This is a genomic window from Arcicella aurantiaca (genome assembly GCF_003148625.1).
Lineage (GTDB): Bacteria > Bacteroidota > Bacteroidia > Cytophagales > Spirosomataceae > Arcicella > Arcicella aurantiaca.
On the sequence record NZ_QGGO01000011.1, the window covers coordinates 105,687 to 123,701 of the forward strand.

Here is an 18,015-nt window from a genome sequence, read left to right on the forward strand (position 1 = left end):
TTATTATTGTAATTTAGAATCTAAATTCAAACTCTTTTTATTATGCAATATATCGTAAATAATAAAGGAAAAAATACAGCAGTAATCATTCCAATTAAAGAATGGGATGAGTTGCAACGGATTAAGAAAAAATTACAAATATTTGATAATCTTGATAATGCTTTACAAGAAGTAAAAGACGTAAAAGCTGGTAAAAGAACAGAAGGAAGAAGTTTAGAAGATTTTTTAAATGAAAACTAAGGTAATTACTACTGATGATTTTGAAAAATCTGCTAAACCTCTTTTGAAAAGATATGCTTCTTTAAAATCAGAACTTCAAAAACTATCTAATGATTTAAAAGAAAACCCTACTTTAGGAGTATCTCTTGGAAGTGGAGTTTACAAAATAAGGCTTGCGATAAAAAGTAAAGGAAAAGGTAAAAGCGGTGGAGCAAGAGTTATTACTTATTTTGATTTAGAGGTTTTGGTAGAAACTGAAACAAAAGAAGAGTATAATCGAGTCTTTTTGTTAGAAATATATGATAAATCTGAAACCGATTCTATTTCGGCAAAAGATATTGAAAAATTGACAAATAGACGTTTGGATTAATTATAATTCTAATCACATTAAATCTCTTCGATAAATACTATCATATTTATTGAAATATAAAATCCGAATTAAATAAAATGGGAAAACCAACAGGATTTTTAGAAGTAACAAGAGAAACTCCTAAGAAAAGACCCGTCGCTGAACGTGTCCAAGACTATAAAGAAATAGATATTGATTTTGAAGCAGGAAAAGTAAAAGACCAAGCAAGCCGTTGTATGGATTGTGGCGTTCCTTTCTGTCATAATGGTTGTCCACTCGGAAACATTATTCCTGAATTTAATGATGCCGTTTATGACCAAAACTGGGCTTATGCGTATGAGATTTTATCTTCTACTAATAACTTCCCTGAGTTTACAGGTCGTATTTGTCCAGCACCTTGCGAGTCAGCTTGTGTGTTAGGTATCAATAAACCGCCCGTTACAATTGAATATATTGAGAAATCAATCATTGAATATGCTTTCGGAAATGGTTTAGTTAAACCAAATATTCCATCAAAACGCACTGGTAAAACAGTGGCAGTTATTGGTGGAGGTCCTGCGGGAATGGCTGCTGCGGCTCAATTAAACAAAGCAGGGCATACAGTAACTGTTTTTGAACGTGCTGATAAAATTGGTGGATTGTTACGTTATGGTATTCCAGATTTCAAATTAGAAAAATGGGTTGTTCAACGTCGTGTTGAAGTAATGGAGCAAGAAGGAATTGTTTTCAAAACAAATACTAACGTAGGAAAAGACATTAAAGCAGATGATTTATTAGACGAATTTGATGCAGTAGTGCTTTCTGGTGGTTCAACTGTGCCGAGAACTTTACCAATTCCCGGAGCGGACTTGAAAGGTGTTTATCCTGCCATGGAGTTCCTTTCTCAACAAAATAAAAGAGTTGCTGGCATCGACCGTGTTGTTAATCATGCAGGACAATCATATCCAATGGGAGAAATTTACGCAACAGATAAAAATGTTGTCGTTATTGGTGGTGGAGATACAGGTTCTGACTGCGTTGGTACGTCAAACCGTCATAAAGCAAAATCAATTACACAAGTAGAAGTAATGCCAATGCCTCCTGCTGAACGTGCTGAACAGACACCGTGGCCAAACTGGCCAATGATGTTGCGTACATCTACGTCACACGAAGAAGGAGCAAATCGTCAGTGGTCAATTGCGGTAAAAGAATTCATTGGTGATGCCGATGGAAACTTGAAAGGCTTGAAATTAGCTGATATCGTAATGGAAGTAAAAGACGGAAAAGCACAGCAAGTTCATACAAATGAACGTGAAATTCCTGTTGAATTAGCATTAATCGCCGCAGGTTTCTTGCACCCACAAAAAGAAGGTTTGTTGGCTCAATTAGAAGAAAAAGGTTTAGAATTCGACGAAAGAGGAAATGTAAAAGCAAACAATTATCAAACTTCAGTTGATAGCGTTTTTGCGGCAGGAGATATGCGTAGAGGACAATCTTTAGTAGTTTGGGCTATTTCAGAAGGTAGAGAGGCTGCACGTGCAGTTGATATTTACTTAATGGGCGAGTCAACTTTAGAAGCAAAAACTGTTTCGAGTTTTGCGGTAGCTTAATATTGAGAATTAATAGTGAATAATTAAGAATTAATAGTTAAACTCGCAATTCTTAATTATTCACTATTAATTTTTAATTATCAACTATTAACCCATCTTGCATTACCAATTTCCTATCTGCCATATTGGCTAATTCCTCATTATGCGTTACAATTACAAAAGTTTGATTGAATTTATCTCTTAAATCAAAGAAAAGCTGATGCAATTCTTGGGCATTTTTAGAATCTAAATTACCAGAAGGCTCATCGGCAAAAACGATTGTTGGCGAATTTATCAAAGCACGGGCAACGGCAGTACGTTGCTGTTCACCTCCCGACATTTGAGAAGGTAAATTATGTATTCTATCCTGTAAGCCAAGCAAAACTAATAACTCTTCAGCCTTTTCCTTTACACCCTTTTCTTTACCTCCGATATAGGCAGGCATACACACGTTTTCTAAAGCCGTAAATTCTCCTAAAAGGTTATGGAATTGAAAAATGAAGCCTAATTTCTCATTTCTAAATTTTGCTAAATCATTATTTTTTAAACTCGTAACTTCTTGGTTATCAATAAAAACTTGTCCAATATCTGGTTTGTCTAATGTGCCTGCAATGTGTAAAAGCGTACTTTTCCCGGCACCCGAAGCTCCTACGATAGATACAATTTCGCCTTGATTAATCGTTAAATCGATTCCTTTCAAAACAGTTAGACTCCCGTATGTTTTTTGTATATTTTTTATTTGTAGCATGATTAATTACAAGTTATAACTCTTTTATCAAAATCTTCCGAAAATCAATCGGATACCCCTCATATTGTAATAAAATTCGTCCCTCTGAAACCTCAATTTGTTTCCCTTCATTGACTAATTTTCCGTTTAATTCTTGTTTTACAATTCCATCTTTAGAAGTAATAATAACTTTATTCCATTCACCAAAAGGTTTTTCTGCATCTTCAAAACGTGCTGAAACAACGCTTTTCCCTGCTTCGGTTTTCTTTCCTTTTACTTCTAAAACCACGTTTTGAAGAAACACAAAATCACCCGTAGCACCTTCTTTTACTTGAAATTGTATGCCTTTTGGCCATAAAGTATCAGGCGTTGAAGTGGGTACGAGATACATAATACCACTGTTTTTCTTATTGCTTTTTCTAACTACTGACGAATCCGTATTCCATTTGTATTCAATACTTAACTGAAAATTCTTAAATGATTTTTCAGACATTAAATACCCAACTTTTTCACCATACAAACGAATCATTTTTTGTTCTGCATGAAAAACTTTTGAGGCATCTTTTTGCTTGCCAGATACAGGTTCATAAGCGTACCAACCCTTTAAATTTTTCTCATTAAATAGCTTTATTTTAGCTTGTGCATACGTTTTTGTCGCAAATGAAGTAATTACAAATAGGAGGATACACAGTTGATAATTTGATTTTTTTATCATTGTTTTAAGTTCTGTTTCTCAACAGAGAAAGATTTTATTTTTAATGTATATTTTACTAATCTTTAAAACCTAAATCCTAATCCATTATACTCAATACCAATCATCCACATTATTCTCACGCTCGATTTTCTGTTCCAAACTGTCAGGTAATTTGGCGAAAAAATCAATGCCAGTCATAACTTCCAATTCATCAATGCTGATAGTAAAGGATTTTACCAAATCTACTGAACCTTCATTGGGGAATAAAAAAGCAATGGCTTCCTCAGTGGCAGGGTCATAGATAATTTTATAAAATTTTTCAGGAACAGCAATTTGATTCATTCTACCAATAGTTGGTAAACCTTTTTTCAAAATTGGTCCTGTCACTATAATCAGTTCACCACGTTTTTTAACCCATGAGCGTACTTTATTTTCTAAATCATTCCAAATTCCTCGGTTAAAATCTGCTACTTGAGGAGCCATATTTGACATATAAAAAGTTTCATCTTGCAATTCTTTATCATGCCTAAAATCGCCTGCGGGACATAAATGACCTCTGTCATAACCCGACCGTGAATAGTCTTGCGTAACTGCCGAGCCTGTTTCTACCAAAGGGTCTGGGATAAATTCATTAGAACGACTCTCATGTCCATAAACGGCATCTTTTACTAAACGATGTAAAACCCATGAAGCAAGTTCATATTCTTCTTGATAACTCAGAATGAAGGCTTTATGATGAACAATATCTGTATTCTTTTTTGAGTAAGGGATGTATTTGGCTAAATCTGAATTCTCTTCTGAATCATCATCATCTCCCTTTTTACTTTTGAAGATATCGAAAAGCGATGTTTCTTTTTCCTCAATTTGCTCATCTACTTTTTCCTTGATTTTCTCTTTTACTTTATTGCCAATATCTTCTGCAATAGAAGAGCCGTCGTCGCTTGCAATGGTGTCGCCACGTCCTGCCCGAGTCCAAGGTTCTGGGTCATTTTTTGAAGTATTGCCAAAAACCTTGTTAAAATCATTTTTCAATGACTGCATTGGTTCTGGTTTACCAAAATAATATAAAACTATGCCTAATAAAAAAAGGAAAACTAAAAATTTGATTTTACTCATGGAGTGTCAATGAATAATTGCGTGAATAAATACTAAAATGAACGATTAAATTTAGAGACTACTAATAAAAAATAATTGTGTCATTGTGACTAATAAATACTAAAATGAACGATTAAATTTAGAGACCATAATAAAAAAATTGAGTCTTTGTGAATTAGTGGCTAATAAATACTAAAATGAACGATTAAATTTAGAGACTACTAATAAAAATAATTGTGTCTTTGTGACTTAGTGGCTAATAATAAAATACTTTTGTGATAATAAACAAAAAACATGAGCAAAAAACAAATAATTGTCGTTGGTGGTGGTGCCGCAGGATTTTTCGGAGCAATTTCTGCCGCTGAGAATAATCCCGATGCAAAAGTAATACTTCTGGAAAAGAATCGGACAGTTTTAAATAAAGTTCGTATTTCGGGTGGCGGTCGTTGTAATGTAACACACGCTTGTTTCGACAATAAACAATTAGCAAAATTTTATCCGAGAGGAGGGAGTTTTTTACGACCATTATTCAATCAATTTAATGCTCAAAGTACCGTTAATTGGTTTGAAAAACAGGGTGTTGCCTTGAAAAATGAACCCGATGGAAGAATGTTTCCAACGACTGATAATTCAGAAACGATTGCCTTATGTCTGGAACAAAAAGCTCGCAAATTAGGTGTTGATGTAAGAACGTCTTTTGGAGTGAGTTCATTGCAAATAAATGATAAACAAATTACGGGTGTTGAATTGCAGACAGGCGAAATAATGAATGCTGACGCTGTTTTAGTCACAACAGGCGGTAACCCTAATGTAGCTGGTTATCAGTGGCTTGTAGAGGTTGGTCATCATATTTTGTCGCCTGTTCCATCACTTTTTACTTTCAATGTTCCAACGTCGCAGTTTTTAGATTTAGCAGGAGTGAGTGTTCCTCACGCAACGGTAAAAGTAGCAGGTAAAAAACTATTGCAAGACGGAGCTTTATTAGTTACTCATTGGGGCTTTTCTGCTCCTGCCGTTTTAAAATTATCAGCTTGGGGAGCAAGAGAATTAGCTGATTTAGCGTATGATTTTTCAATTGTAATCAATTGGATTCCAACGATTTCAGAAAATGTAATACGTGAAACTTTTGCCCAAATTAAAAAGTCAAATCCAAAGAAATTAATCCAATCTAATCAGCAATTTGATTTACCTTCTCGACTTTGGAAGCGATTTTGTGAGCTTTCTGAGATTGATGAAAACCTCCGTTGGATAGACATTACTTCAAAGCATATCAATAAATTGATAGAAAATCTCATTAATTCTTCACATAAAGTTCAAGGGAAAACCACTTTCAAAGAAGAATTTGTCACCTGCGGAGGCGTAGATTTAGCAGAAATAAATCCAAATACAATGGAAAGTAAAATTGTAAAAGGGTTATTCTTTGCAGGAGAAGTGCTTGATATTGATGCCGTTACGGGTGGATTTAACTTTCAAGCTGCTTGGACGACTGGTTTTGTAGCGGGGAAAAATTTGTAACCCGATGCTGGGCGGCATTCCGCTTCTGCATCGGATTATAATTAGCCGATGCAGAAGCATCGGGTTACAAATCCTCCAAAAGCATTTTATACATCAAAAATGTATAAATCTTTAATTGTTACGATTTAGCCCAAGGGCGTTTAATTGGCAAAATAATCTTCTCTTTTTTAGGCTTTTCGGACTGATTATTTTCACCACTAAAAAAAGTTATCTCATCCCCAATTCTTTGGTAATCAACAACTTTATCAAAATATCTAAAATAGGATTTAAGTCTTTCTACAGATTCTTCAAATATATTTTCTTCCGAGAACTCGATAATCAAATTGTCAATTTGACCATCGGATAAAGCATAATGGTCGCAACTGAAGCACATCTCAAATGTACGAAACACTTTTCCATCCAAGTTTTTCCATACAAATACATCTCTGTAAAATGGAAGACACATCCAGCCAAAATCTAACTTTTTTGGGAATTCGCTCACGATGTTTGTAATAAATTCATAATGCTTTTTATCAATTTCAATTTCATAATCAGGTTTAATCAGTAAGTTGCCTTCTGAATCAATGAATCGATTCAACAATATTTTTTTTTGAGGTTCAAAATGAAGAGCGTAGATTTTGTAAGTGTCCATGTTTGATTGTTATAAATTTAAATAGTTTTCACATTCCTACTTTCATTATCCGTCTCAACTCGTATTTCTCGAATCACCTCCAACGAAAGTCCAGTAATCAAAGCTATAAAATTATCATCCAACCCTTGAAGAATAGCGTTTTGGGCAATTTCAACTTTGGCTTCATCTCGTCCTTCTTCTCGTTCAAGTTTTATTACTTTTCGTCTGCCTGCTTCTTGTTTCGATTCTTCCCATTCGTAAGGATTTATATTTTCATAACTAACAATTTCAACTGCTCTTTTTACACCTTCATTTTGAGTATTTATCTTAGGGTTTTCTGGGTTATGAATACTTTCATAAATTAAATCTAACCAATCACGATAGTTTTGTGGTGTATCTTCATCTTTATAGTTTGGGTTTAGATAAATCAATTCATGATTAAAAATTCTTCGTTCTACCCCTTTTAAATTTTTAGGATTTAAAGTTGAAATCAATACTTCGTCTCTATAAAATTCTCGTGTTTTTTCGTTGATTTTATATGGTGCTGTCATAACAACAATCGTATAAACGGTTTTATCTACCGAATAATCTTCGCTACTTCGTTGTTGTTCAGATATTGCTTGTAAATGGTAATGTAAGAATCGGTCAAAATTATGGTCGTACTCTACTTTTTGAATTTCAATAACTACTCTTTTTTTACTGTCTTCTGCAAAAATGTCATACTTAAAGTTTATGTTTCCTAATTTCGGTTGAAAGGCTTTTTCTGTTTCAATCTTATCAGGTTGAACGTCAATTCCAACAATATCCTTAACAAAAGCCTTAAAAACGATTTCGTCGGTAAAGGCTTTTTTGAAAAATACTTCGTTATCTAATCTGGCAATACTCATTGTTTTATTTTTTTGTAAATATAACGAAAACAGGGTGTATTTTTATAATCAGAGAAAGCTCTCAATCCTCCAACTCATCCAAAAACATTTGATAGGCTCCCTTTAATTCTTTTAACGCTTTCTCATTCCCAACCTTTTGTGCCAAAGTAATTCCTTCCTGATAAGTTGCTAATGCCAAATCATTTTCCCCCAATTCCACATACAAAGCTCCCAAATGGTAATAAGTAGCTAAATAATCAGCGTGATTTTTTACCAAATATTCAAAAATTGTTTTAGCTTCTTGTTTATCCGTTTTTAATAATTCCGTCGCTAAAGCATAATGATTGAAAGGGTCTTGTGGTTCTTCTTTTACAAATTCTCTCAAAATTTCTAATCTATTTATCATTTTAAAATTATTTTAGAAAAAATGGTATGCTTGCATACTATTTTTAAAACTTTTTATTAATATTGCATTATAAATTGAAAAATTGGTATTTAAAATGCTAAATTCAATTCTTTACAATTAAAATCTTTGTGCCTGAGTGCCATCGTGCCTTTGTGCCTAAAATAAAATACCATGAAAATTTTAGTTTGCGTAACGAGTGTACCCGATACCACAGCGAAAATATCGTTTACGGACGGAGATACCAAATTTAATAAAGCAGGCGTAACCTACATCACAGGTCCTTACGATGATTATGCACTTTCACGTGCGGTAGAATTAAAAGAAAAATTAGGCGGAACAGTTACCGTTTTAAACGTTGGAGAAGCTGATTCTGAGCAAGTTATTCGTAAATGTTTGGCAATTGGTGCAGATGATGCTATTCGTGTAAATTGTGAGCCGAAAGATTCTTATTTTACGGCGACTCAAATTGCCACAATTGCTGCTCAAGAAAATTATGATTTAATTTTAATGGGTCGTGAATCAATTGATTTTAACAGTGGCGTGGTTCATGGTTTGGTAGGAGAGATGTTAGGAATTCCTTCATTATCGCCAGTGATGAAATTAGAAATTGACGGTACAACTGCTAAAATGACTCGTGAAATTGAAGGCGGCAAAGAAGATATTGAAGCCTCATTACCATTAGTTTTAGGTTGTCAAGAACCCATTGCAGAATGGAAAATTCCTAATATGCGTGGAATTATGACGGCACGTACAAAGCCATTAAAAGTAGTTGAGCCAGTTGGAGAAGATTTGACTGTTACAGAGAAGTTTACATTACCAGCTCCAAAAGGTGCTTGTAAAATGATTGCTGCGGAAAATGCAGAAGAATTAATCGCTTTACTAAGAACCGAGGCAAAAGTTTTATAACATTTACAACATTAATGTTTTTGGAAATGGTGTTATTGTAATTTTTACTAATAACTAATAACCAATAACTGATAACTAAAATCAAAATGTCAGTAATCATATTCACAGAAATAGATAATGGAGCCTTGAAAAAATCATCGCTCGAAGCCGTTTATTATGGTGTAGAAGTTGCCAAAATGAAAGGTTCAACTGCAACAGTTTTAGCTATTGGCGAAGCATCAGAAGCAGAATTAGCCAAAGCAGGTAGTTTTGGAGCTACAAAAGTGCTTCATGCCAATGACGCTCGCCTTGCAACAGGTAATATCCAAGCATATTCAGATGTATTGGCTTCAGCAGTTGCTCAAGAAGGCTCAGAAGTTGTCATTTTAGCAAAATCATCTTTAGGTGATGCCGTTGCAGCACGACTTGCAGGTAAATTGAAAGCGTCAATTGTTTCAAACGTGACTGAACTACCAGATTTATCAGGCGGATTTAAAGTTACTCGAAGCATTTACACAGGAAAAGCCTTTGCTACTGTTGAAATGAAAAGTGATAAAAAAATTATCGCTATCAAGAAAAATGCAGTTTCAGTTGTAGAATCTGGAGCATCTGCAAGTGTTGAATCATTTTCACCAGCTTTAAAGGATTCCGATTTTGCGGTTAAAGTGACAGGAACGCATAAAGCATCGAGTTCGATTTCATTGCCAGAGGCTGATTTAGTGGTTTCAGCAGGACGTGGTTTGAAAGGGCCTGAAAATTGGGGAATCGTGGAAGACCTTGCCAATGCTTTAGGTGCAGCTACGGCTTGTTCTAAGCCTGTTTCTGACCTTGATTGGAGACCTCACCACGAACACGTTGGGCAAACTGGTATCAAAGTTTCTCCAAACTTATATATTGCTGCAGGTATTTCGGGAGCAATTCAACATTTGGCAGGTGTCAATTCATCAAAAGTAATTGTTGTTATCAATAAAGACCCAGAAGCACCTTTCTTCAAAGCAGCTGATTATGGTATTGTAGGAGATGTTTTTGATATTTTACCAAGATTGACCAAAGCAGTAAAAGCTTTGTAATCCATAAGTATTCGTTAAGAATTAGGCGGTTTGCCGCTGCTATGATGTTTGGCTATGTTGCAATATCCTGATTAATAGGAAGTTCTAACGCTAATGCCCAACACCCCTACTTATTTGAAAATACTTCATCAAAATAATTAAGAAAGACCTACGATAATTTATTTCGTAGGTCTTTTCTTTTGAATCTATTGTATGAAAACTTTTTTAAAAAATTTAAGGTTTATATCTTTGTTACCAACATTCAATTATTTTAGAATATATATCAAGTGGAGAAAATAAAATTAGAAATATTAGGGTTATCACCGAGTTCGTCGCAGACAGGTTCATTTGCATTAGTTCTTGGAGAAGAATATGGACCAAGAAGGCTACCAATCATTATTGGAATGTTTGAAGCACAAGCAATTGCTATTGAAATTGAAAAGATTGAGCCAAATCGCCCGATGACGCACGATTTATTCAAGTCTTTCGCCAGAACTTTTCATTACTCTGTAAGTGAAATAACAATTACTGATATAAAAGAAGGTGTTTTCTTTGCTAAAATACACTGTTCAGACGGTATAAAAGATACCTTTGTTGATGCTCGTCCTTCTGATGCAATCGCCATTGGTTTACGTTTTAATGTACCCATTTATACTTACGAAAACGTTTTATCAGAGGCAGGAATCTCAATTAATGAAACTGGAAAAGATGATTTGTTAGAGGAATTAGAAGAAGAAGTAAAACCGCAAAAAACTTTTGCAGAACTTTTAAAAGAAAATCCTGTTGAAGTTTTAAATAATATGCTTAAAGAAGCTCTCGAAAATGAGGAGTACGAAAAAGCTGCCAAAATTCGAGATGAAATAGATAGAAGAAACTAACAAAAAAGCCAACTTTAGCGGTTGGCTTTTTTGTTAAAAAGCGTTAAGAATGATACAAAAGAGCTAAAAAAATGTAATTTTGTTATTAATATTATTTATCAAAGCCTTACTTATTGAACTATGTCCAAAATTAAAAAATTAGGCAATACTCCAAATGCAATGGTCATCATTAGTTTGACGATAGCTTTGTTTTTAATTGGTCTTTGTGGATTGTTGACACTCAATGCCAGAAAGTTGGCTGAATTAGTTAAACAAAACGTGGAAGTACAAGTTTATCTCGATAATGATTTGACAACGAGTAAGTTAGACTCTATTTTTAAACTTATTGCCAAAAAAGATTTTGTCTTAAAAAAAGACAATTCTCCACAAATTAATTTTATCTCAAAAGAAGTTGCGGCTAAACAATTTATTGAAGAATCTGGAGAAGATTATCGTAAACTTTTAGGCAACAATAATCCATTATTTAATTTATATTCTGTAAAAATTAAAGAGGAATTCTTTAATGAAGTGAAATTAAAGGAAATAAAAGCAGATTTAGAAAAGCTATCAGGTGTTCATGAGGTGGCTTATGTAGAAAATTTTGTAGATGAAGTAAATAAAAATATTTCTAAAATCTATTTAATTCTTTCCGTTTTCGTAGTATTATTATTGGTCATTATTGTGATTTTGGTAAATAATACCATAAAATTATCCCTTTATTCTCAGCGATTTTTAATCAGAAGTATGCAATTGGTTGGAGCAACTAACCAGTTTATTCGTAAGCCATTTGTAGTAAAAGGAGCATTGCAAGGATTAATAAGCGGTTTAGTTGCGTGTACCCTTTTAATTATTTTACAACAGTTAGCAGTCCAAAAAATAGAAGGTTTAGGTGTTTTACAAGAAACTTCAAAATTGATAATCCTAACGTTAGGAATATTAATTATAGGAACTTTAATAGGTATATTGAGTACATTTCAGTCGGTGGAACGATATTTGAAATTATCTCTTGATGAATTATATTGATTTTAAACAATTCTGAATTAGCAGAAATAAAAATAAAATTATGACAAATAAAGAAAAATTTCCATTCGGAAAAACAAACTATTCATTGATGTTAGCGGGAATTGCCATTATTTTAATTGGCTTTTTCGTAATGAGTCTTGATAAAGAAGAATTTGGCTTTGGATTTTTAGGTTTAACACTCGGACCAATTATCGTTTTGGCAGGCTTTGGCTTAGAGTTCTTTGCCATTTTGAAGAAATCATAAGTAGATATTAGCCATCATTCATTAGGTCATAAAAAAGGCTTCTCAAGTTTCTGAGAAGCCTTTTTTATGTCTTTTAAAGTTGAACTATTTTATTGCTGAATTTAGCTTTATAGTTATTATTTTCTTCACTGATTAACCAAATTTCGTACTTACCAGAAGGTATTTTAGCCTGCCAAATATCATAATGAAATTTAGAACTATAATACGTTTGATTTTTAAAGCAATCTTGAATATTATTTTGAATAAAAATTGCTGGAAAGATAAACGCATTATTTTCTGTTTTGAGACCAATATATTTTACAATTCCCTTATTTTGTGAGTTTATTCCAACAAATGAAACTTTTGGTCGTTTCTCTAATGAAATTGTAGTGCCAATTGACATAACTGTATCTATTTTTCCTTCAAAAAGCCCCGATTTTTGAATTGTAGCCTTTTTCAAAATCTCAAATATTGGCTTAATCTCATTGTCAGAAAGTGTGTATATCCCTAACGAGTCCACTTTTTTTATGAGATTTATCTGGTATGTTGGATGATTATAGCCAAGTTTTTCTTTGTATTTTTCTCCAAAACTAAGCAACATTGTATCTTTTTTCCAAAAATGCCCATCTAATCTAAGTTCTTGTTGTTGGCGATAAATACTTGGAATTGAGGTATAATAACTATTTAGATTGATGAAAATTCCCATCAAAAAGAAAGCATAAAACCCCCAATTGAGCTTTTGTTTTTTTTGTTCAATAAGAAATAAATAAGCTAAATATCCCACACAAGCAAAGGTTGCTCCAAATATCATGTATCTACGAGAGAGAAATTCGCCTCCATGATAAGTTTTTATCTCTACTGGACGGCTCAGTATGAGCATTAACCCTGTAATGGCTAAAAAGCCCAACCAACCGAATAATTGTAATGTTTGGGGAGATATTTTTCCTTTCTTTTCTTGAAATACTTTCCATAAAACACCAATAATTATGGAGAAAAGAAAGCATCCAAGAATAATACAAGCAACTATATCTCCATAAATGGGAATTACGTATGGATGTGGAATATTTTGAAAGAATACATTTCCGAAAAATGTTAATACGAAAATAATATTCAATAAAGGGTGCTGGAATAGAAAAGACCTATCACTCTGAATAAAAGTGTAATCAAAATTGAAATAGAATAATAAAAGAAGTGTAGCAAATATTGACCAAACAAGTAGCTCTTTTTTACGATTTTGTAGAAGTAAAATAGCAAAACCTATTGGCCAAATGGATAAACCATTCCCTGAAGTAAACATGGTTATGGTTGCCGTAATAAGGGCTACATAAAAGGAAATAGTAGAAGATTTACTTAAAAAATATACTGTAAGGAATGCAAAAAATATTATAGGTGTATTTTGGATAGCAGCAATACCCCAATTAGCATTCTCAAAGAAAGTTAAATTAAATAATAGGAGAGGAATAGGGGTGAAATATGAGATGGATAAATTTAACTTCTTAAAAAAATGAAAGAATAGATAGACTATTCCAAGTAAGAAGCAATCGCCTATAATGATTTGTGCTTTTATATTTTCACTTCCAAAAACTTCATCAATTATCACAAATACGATTCTCTCAAAGCCAAAGCGATGTTGATTTACTTGCTGAAAAAAGGCTTTACTAAAATCTAAGATATTAGTCGCAGTTTTCATTTGATACAAAGAATCTAACAAAACCCAATCGTCTTGAAAAGGAATATTGTCGGTATGTAGATGGATTACTGTGAAGAAAAATATTATTGGTAACCCGATGATTAAATAAGAGGTGATTTGTTTCCCAATTATTATTTTATTGTTTTTTAAAATCAATAAAATAATGCTTAATAAAATAATAATTTCCGCATAGATTACTGGTTGATGTGTTTTCATAAGTTATTGTAGGGTTTTAATGCAAAAAACCCTACAATTAAATTACTAATTGTAGGGTTTTGAAGTACCCGGAGCCGGAGTCGAACCGGCATGCCAGTGAAGACACTGGTGTTTGAGACCAGCGCGTCTACCAATTCCGCCATCCGGGCATTTGTTTTTCTCAAACTTGATGCAAATATAGAGGATAGATTTGGACTACACAACCTCAAAATGGTAAAAAAAGTAACTTTTATTTAACAAATTTCCTAATCTTCTGATAACTAAGGAGTTCTAAGAAAAATAAATTATTCATAACGTAAAGATTCTATTGGGTCGAGCTTTGATGCTTTGTAAGCAGGGTAAATTCCTGAGAAAAGTCCTACTGCTACACAAACAGTAATGCCTAAGGTCATCCAAACCCATGGAATTATAAAACTGGCAGAATCTCCCATGATTATTTTAGAAAATAAATTACCGATTACTATTGCCAAAATAATTCCTCCAAAGCCACCTAATAAACAAATTACGATAGCTTCCATTAGAAATTGCAATCTGATTAAAAATGGTGTTGCTCCTAATGATTTCCGAATGCCTATTTCTTGAGTTCTTTCTGTCACTGATACAAGCATAATATTCATTAAAGCAATTGCTGCACCTAAAAGCGTAATGAATCCAATTCCAAAACCTGCCATTCTAAGTATATCTGTAATGCTTTCTGATTGTTTAGCTAATGAATCTGAACGCTCGATAGAAAATGAATCAGGAAAACCAAGTTCATCTTGTCTGATGGTTCTCATTACTCCTCTTGCTTCTTCAATAACATTTTCAATATCTTTAATATTAGGTACTGATGTTACAATATCATAAGTAAGATTTCTGCCAACTGCCATTTTTCTGCCAGCTTCTAAGGGAACAAAAATAACACGGTCATCTCCTCCACCCATCATGCTTCCTTTTTTCTCTAAAAGTCCAATAACTTTCATTTTTTGACCTAAAACGGTAATTTCCTTATCAAGTGGATTGATGTTTTTATCAAATAGTTGACTTATCACATCCACGCCAATGATACAGACGTTTGTTCCTTTTTCAAGGTCGTTGCTTGAGAAAATCCTTCCTGAGTTAATTTTAAATCCTTTTATATCAAAAAAGTTTTCGTCTGTACCCATAATCCGTGTGTTAGGATTTGTTTGTTTCGACTCATACTTTACCTCTGCATTGAAAGTAACATTAATTTTAAGACCAACAATCGCTGCTTTTCCGTATTTTTCTTTGTAGAGTTTTGCTTCTCTGTAATCGATATTAGGGTATCGTTTTTCTTTTTCTCCCTGCTTTCTAATTTTATAAATATCTCTATTTCTTACGTCAAAGGCATTCGCTCCAAGTCCAGCAAAACTATTATTGACCGAACTCTGAATCCCATCAATTACCGTTAAACAACCAACCAAAGCTGTTACACCTATCGCAATAATGAGAGCCGTAAGGATTGTTCTTAATAAATTACCTTTAATTGAACGCAGAGCTTCTCTTGTATTTTCTAATATATTCATTGCTTTGTGATTTGAAATGCTTGGTCTTGAAACTTATATTCAACGAACATTTTTAAGATAATCCATTACTTCAGTGTCTTCAATGAAGTTTTGCACTATTTTTGTTTTACATTCGTTAATGTTTTTAATATTGTTAAGGGCTTTATATTTTGCCTATTTTTCGTTAACAAATTTAATTGAGTTCTTAAAAATTACTACTCCAATGAAAAGGTTAATCTTTCCGTTTATCATATTTTTCCTCATGGCTGGGCGTTTGTGGGCTTCACAAATACTTATTCCTATGGATGAATCCCAAAAAAACCATTTGAAGTCTTATGGAATTGCCTACTGGATTTTGAAAAATAATGATACTGAAGTTGAATGGCTATTAAATTATAGAGGCGGGGCATTTATGTTTCCGCAAACTCAGAAATTTGAAAATGAATTAGTTATTAGAGGAGTTAGTTATCAGGTAATTTCTGAAGGAGATGCTGCACAAATTAGAGCTGAAGTAAGTAGCCCAGATGTTAATATGGATGTTGTGAAATTGCAGAAACCACCGAGAATTGCTGTTTATTCTCCCAAAACAGTACAACCTTGGGATGATGCCGTGACTTTAGCCATGACTTATGCCGAAATCCCTTATGATTTAGTATTTGATGAGGAAGTTATGAATGGTAAATTACCTGAGTATGACTGGTTACACCTGCATCATGAAGATTTTACAGGACAAATGGGGAAATTCTGGAATCAGAGTTCACAGCCTTGGTATCAGGCACAATTGCGAGAAGACAAGAAAAATGCAGCTAAATTTGGTTTTGATAAAGTGTCAAAATTAAAATTAAATGTTGCTAAAAAAATTAAAGAATTTGTTGCAGGTGGTGGATATATGTTTGCGATGTGTACCGCCACAGATACGTATGATATTGCTTTAGCGGCAGATGGACTTGATATTGTTGATGCTTATTATGATGGAGATGGCTATGATAATGCGGCGGATTCTAAATTAGATTTTTCAAATACTTTTGCCTTTCAGAATTTTAATTTAATTTATCATCCACAAGTAATTGAGTTTTCTAATATTGAGGCTTATCCAAATGAGTCCAGACCTGTGCAAGAGGAAAATGACTTTTTTAATTTGTTTCAATTCTCGGCAAAATGGGACCCAATTCCGACAATGCTTACTCAGAACCATGAGACTACCATTCATGGGTTTATGGGACAAACTACTTCATTTAAAAAGCAAGTTTTGAAACCAGAGGTAACAGTGTTGGGAGAAAATCGCTCTTTGAATGAGGCAAGGTATATTCATGGTACATTTTTGAAAGGTTTTTTTAGTTTTTATGCAGGTCACGACCCAGAAGATTATCGACATTTTGTGAATGAAGAACCGACTGATTTAAACCTTCATCCTAATTCACCCGGTTATCGTTTAATTCTTAATAATGTACTTTTTCCAGCAGCGAAAAAGAAGAAGCAAAAAACCTAAACAAAAAGGACTCTCAAAATGATTTGAGAGTCCTTTTTTGTTAGAATAATTTTTTAATTTGCCATTTTACGTTGGCATAAATTTTCATAAAAATTTTAGGAATTATGTAATCCTGTAATACTTCTTTCAGATGATTATTGGCATTTGGTCTTGAAAGATATAAAGATTTTAAAGCGTAAAAACGGCTTAAAAAGAAATTATCTCCATATTGAATAGAATTGGCAAGCATTAAATAATAGCGAGCAATATTCTTATTTACAGTTTTATGAAATTTATAATTTAATTCGCCGTCGATACCTTTATACATTCCGATTCTATTAAAAAGAAAATCTGCATCTTGTTTTCCGTCGGTAAAGCTCATTCCACCTCCATTTTTACGATAAACCGACATGACTTCATCAATATAATAGAATTTTCCATGTTTACCCAGTAGGATGTATCTTGGAATATCTCCACTTTTTGATTCATGAAACCATTTTGGATAATGCGTCATGATACCATTTCGGAACATCACTGCGGACGTTGCCATGTACCAGATTTCATCTTCGCCAACCAAATCTTCAATGCTTGTGACAACTCGTTGAGTTTTATCATTTACATAAGAATCTGGATGTGAGCCATCTTCAAAATGGATAAGTGCATTATGGAAACACGCAACGAAATCTGCATTATTATCCAAAAAATCCACCTGTTTTTGTAGTTTAAGAGGGTTTGTCCAATAATCGTCACCATCCATTGCGGCAATGTATTGTCCCTTACAAACAGAAAGTGTTGCTAAAGTATTATTTTTTCCAAAGCCTCCTAAATTTTTAGGATGAAGCATTGGTTTAATAATTTGCGGAAATTTTTGCTGATACTCTTTAATTATTTGTGGTGTCGAATCGGGAGAAGCATCATCGCCTACTATCACTTCATATTCAAAATTAACTTGTTGATTTAGAATGCTATCAAGTGTCTGACGAATATAATTTTCATGGTTATATGTGTGTACAATTACGCTAACTTTAATCATTGTTGGTTTTTTAGGTC

Annotated in this window: 19 protein-coding genes and 1 tRNA gene; 10 read left to right on the forward strand and 10 right to left on the reverse strand. The window is 33.4% G+C overall.

Annotated features, from left to right (window positions below; genetic code table 11):
- The first annotated feature begins 42 nt into the window (after positions 1–42).
- The 3 genes from LV89_RS11975 to LV89_RS11985 all read left to right on the forward strand — a co-directional run bounded on the left by LV89_RS11975 (position 43) and on the right by LV89_RS11985 (position 2,157).
- Positions 43–240 carry a type II toxin-antitoxin system prevent-host-death family antitoxin gene (locus tag LV89_RS11975; protein WP_109743134.1) on the forward strand — a complete coding sequence of 66 codons (198 nt, stop codon included), beginning with the start codon at positions 43–45 and terminating at the stop codon, positions 238–240.
- Positions 230–589, forward strand: a complete 360-nt coding sequence (locus LV89_RS11980; RefSeq protein WP_109743135.1) for a type II toxin-antitoxin system RelE/ParE family toxin — start codon at positions 230–232, stop codon at positions 587–589. Before LV89_RS11975 ends, LV89_RS11980 begins: the two co-directional genes overlap by 11 nt.
- A 77-nt stretch (positions 590–666) precedes the next feature.
- The gene (locus LV89_RS11985) at positions 667–2,157 is read left to right on the forward strand and encodes a glutamate synthase subunit beta (RefSeq protein ID WP_109743136.1); all 1,491 of its coding nucleotides are present in this window, start codon (positions 667–669) and stop codon (positions 2,155–2,157) included.
- Positions 2,158–2,230: 73 nt separating this feature from the next.
- Here LV89_RS11985 and LV89_RS11990 read toward each other — a convergent pair whose 3' ends face one another.
- The 3 genes from LV89_RS11990 to LV89_RS12000 form a co-directional block, all read right to left on the reverse strand.
- Positions 2,231–2,884, reverse strand: a complete 654-nt coding sequence (locus LV89_RS11990; protein WP_109743137.1) for an ABC transporter ATP-binding protein — start codon at positions 2,882–2,884, stop codon at positions 2,231–2,233.
- Positions 2,885–2,897: 13 nt separating this feature from the next.
- Positions 2,898–3,578, reverse strand: coding sequence for a 3-keto-disaccharide hydrolase (locus tag LV89_RS11995; RefSeq protein WP_109743138.1), 681 nt, complete (start codon positions 3,576–3,578; stop codon positions 2,898–2,900).
- 90 nt (positions 3,579–3,668) lie between these two features.
- Positions 3,669–4,673 (reverse strand): DNA/RNA non-specific endonuclease, encoded by a 1,005-nt coding sequence (locus LV89_RS12000; protein ID WP_109743139.1) that lies wholly within the window; start codon positions 4,671–4,673, stop codon positions 3,669–3,671.
- Between the two features lie 273 nt (positions 4,674–4,946).
- Between LV89_RS12000 and LV89_RS12005 the strand changes: the two genes are divergently transcribed.
- Positions 4,947–6,167, forward strand: coding sequence for a BaiN/RdsA family NAD(P)/FAD-dependent oxidoreductase (locus LV89_RS12005; RefSeq protein ID WP_109743140.1), 1,221 nt, complete (start codon positions 4,947–4,949; stop codon positions 6,165–6,167).
- A 118-nt stretch (positions 6,168–6,285) separates the two neighbouring features.
- Here LV89_RS12005 and LV89_RS12010 read toward each other — a convergent pair whose 3' ends face one another.
- From LV89_RS12010 to LV89_RS12020, 3 genes are all read right to left on the reverse strand, one after another.
- Entirely contained in the window at positions 6,286–6,798 is a 513-nt protein-coding gene (locus LV89_RS12010; RefSeq protein ID WP_109743141.1) for a hypothetical protein, read from the reverse strand.
- A 17-nt stretch (positions 6,799–6,815) separates the two neighbouring features.
- The gene (locus LV89_RS12015) at positions 6,816–7,664 is read right to left on the reverse strand and encodes a PD-(D/E)XK nuclease family transposase (protein WP_109743142.1); all 849 of its coding nucleotides are present in this window, start codon (positions 7,662–7,664) and stop codon (positions 6,816–6,818) included.
- Positions 7,665–7,725: 61 nt separating this feature from the next.
- Entirely contained in the window at positions 7,726–8,049 is a 324-nt protein-coding gene (locus tag LV89_RS12020) for a tetratricopeptide repeat protein (protein WP_229201507.1), read from the reverse strand.
- 171 nt (positions 8,050–8,220) lie between these two features.
- Between LV89_RS12020 and LV89_RS12025 the strand changes: the two genes are divergently transcribed.
- The 5 genes from LV89_RS12025 to LV89_RS12045 all read left to right on the forward strand — a co-directional run bounded on the left by LV89_RS12025 (position 8,221) and on the right by LV89_RS12045 (position 12,107).
- On the forward strand, positions 8,221–8,955 hold the full coding sequence (locus LV89_RS12025; protein ID WP_109743143.1) for an electron transfer flavoprotein subunit beta/FixA family protein: 735 nt from the start codon (positions 8,221–8,223) through the stop codon (positions 8,953–8,955).
- 86 nt (positions 8,956–9,041) lie between these two features.
- Entirely contained in the window at positions 9,042–10,004 is a 963-nt protein-coding gene (locus tag LV89_RS12030; protein WP_109743144.1) for an electron transfer flavoprotein subunit alpha/FixB family protein, read from the forward strand.
- A gap of 266 nt (positions 10,005–10,270) precedes the next feature.
- The gene (locus LV89_RS12035) at positions 10,271–10,861 is read left to right on the forward strand and encodes a bifunctional nuclease family protein (RefSeq protein WP_109743145.1); all 591 of its coding nucleotides are present in this window, start codon (positions 10,271–10,273) and stop codon (positions 10,859–10,861) included.
- 120 nt (positions 10,862–10,981) lie between these two features.
- Entirely contained in the window at positions 10,982–11,863 is an 882-nt protein-coding gene (locus LV89_RS12040) for a cell division protein FtsX (RefSeq protein WP_109743146.1), read from the forward strand.
- A gap of 40 nt (positions 11,864–11,903) precedes the next feature.
- On the forward strand, positions 11,904–12,107 hold the full coding sequence (locus tag LV89_RS12045; protein ID WP_109743147.1) for a DUF3098 domain-containing protein: 204 nt from the start codon (positions 11,904–11,906) through the stop codon (positions 12,105–12,107).
- Between the two features lie 73 nt (positions 12,108–12,180).
- Here the strand turns inward: LV89_RS12045 and LV89_RS12050 are convergent, their stop codons facing one another.
- The 3 genes from LV89_RS12050 to LV89_RS12060 all read right to left on the reverse strand — a co-directional run bounded on the left by LV89_RS12050 (position 12,181) and on the right by LV89_RS12060 (position 15,518).
- Positions 12,181–13,992, reverse strand: a complete 1,812-nt coding sequence (locus LV89_RS12050) for a hypothetical protein (RefSeq protein WP_109743148.1) — start codon at positions 13,990–13,992, stop codon at positions 12,181–12,183.
- Positions 13,993–14,057: 65 nt separating this feature from the next.
- Positions 14,058–14,141, reverse strand: a tRNA-Leu gene (locus LV89_RS12055).
- Between the two features lie 135 nt (positions 14,142–14,276).
- Positions 14,277–15,518: an ABC transporter permease gene (locus LV89_RS12060; protein ID WP_109743149.1), complete on the reverse strand. Its 1,242-nt coding sequence runs from the start codon at positions 15,516–15,518 to the stop codon at positions 14,277–14,279.
- Positions 15,519–15,720: 202 nt separating this feature from the next.
- On the opposite strand from LV89_RS12060, the gene LV89_RS12065 reads away from it, so the two are divergent.
- Entirely contained in the window at positions 15,721–16,986 is a 1,266-nt protein-coding gene (locus LV89_RS12065) for an asparagine synthetase B (RefSeq protein WP_109743192.1), read from the forward strand.
- Positions 16,987–17,026: 40 nt separating this feature from the next.
- On the opposite strand, the gene LV89_RS12070 is transcribed toward LV89_RS12065, so the two are convergent.
- Positions 17,027–17,998 carry a glycosyltransferase family 2 protein gene (locus LV89_RS12070; RefSeq protein WP_109743150.1) on the reverse strand — a complete coding sequence of 324 codons (972 nt, stop codon included), beginning with the start codon at positions 17,996–17,998 and terminating at the stop codon, positions 17,027–17,029.
- Positions 17,999–18,015: the final 17 nt, after the last annotated feature.